Raw genomic sequence first — 1,086 nt, forward strand, 5'->3', positions numbered from 1 at the left:
GCGAGGTCCGGATCGGCCGCCGCGATGACCGAGACCGTCCAGGAACTCGGCATCGCCGTCGGTGTCGCCCTGCTCGGCAGCCTCACCACCGCCCTCTACACCGCTCACCTGACCGCGCCCGCCGGCGTCGCGCCCGAGGATGCCGACCGGATCACCGACAGCCTCTCCGGCGCGCTCTCGATCGCAGACCGGGTGCCTGCCGAGGTCGTGCAGGCCTCGCAGGAGGCGTTCACCACCGGGATCAACATCGCCTCGGCCGTAGCCGGCGGCGCCATCGCCGTCGCGGCCGTGCTGTGCCTGGTGACGCTGCGGCACGTCCGTCCGCTCGGCGAGGACCAGGAGGCCGCAGCAGATCCCCGATGACGGACTCAATTACCCTGAACCCAGGGGGGCGGAAGCATGAGCGGTGGCGAGGGACGACCCGCCGACGGACGACGCGCCAGGGGCGACAAGCGCCGTGCGGAGATCATCGAGGCGACCCTCGCCGTAGTCACCCGTGACGGCGCAGCGGGGGTCACCCACCGCACCGTCGCCAGGCAGGCCGGCATCACCACCAGCCTGAGCACCTACTACTTCGCCGCCCTCGACGACCTGCTCGTCGCCGCGCTGTCCAGCGTCGCCGACACCTATACCGCGCGCATCCGCCAGATCATCGACGAACCTGGCGACAAGCTGCGCGGCCTCGCCGAACTCATCGTCGAATCCGGCGGCCCCGGGCGCGAACGCGCCCAGGCCGAACGCGAACTGTCCACCCTCGCCGCCCGCAGGCCAGCTCTGGCACCGGTCGCCCGACAGTGGCGCGAGGACGTCGCCGAACTCGCCGCCACCCTCACCGACGACCCGGAAGCCATCGCCGCCCTCGTCGCCGCCTCCGACGGCCTGTGCACCGCCATCCTCATCGACAACGTCCCCGCCGACACCGACTATGTCGAGCGTGTGCTCTCCCAAGCCCTCGGCGCACCCGCGAGGCATAAACACCACGACGAGAACCGGGCCATCCATCGCAATCGCACGTAGCCACTCTCGCGAAAGCGTGTCCGATTTCGAAATCTGAGCAGCTCATCCGGGTTCCGGATACGAAACTTC

The 1,086-nt window shown here is 70.2% G+C and carries 1 protein-coding gene and 1 pseudogene; both read left to right on the forward strand.

What is annotated here, in order from left to right:
• Positions 1-363: pseudogene (locus tag AB0E94_RS53205) on the forward strand (MFS transporter); the annotation flags it as partial.
• A gap of 36 nt (positions 364-399) precedes the next feature.
• On the forward strand, positions 400-1,017 hold the full coding sequence (locus tag AB0E94_RS53210; protein ID WP_360344672.1) for a TetR family transcriptional regulator: 618 nt from the start codon (positions 400-402) through the stop codon (positions 1,015-1,017).
• Positions 1,018-1,086: the final 69 nt, after the last annotated feature.

The organism is Actinoplanes sp. NPDC026670 (genome assembly GCF_040638175.1).
Classification (GTDB): Bacteria; Actinomycetota; Actinomycetes; order Mycobacteriales; family Micromonosporaceae; genus Actinoplanes.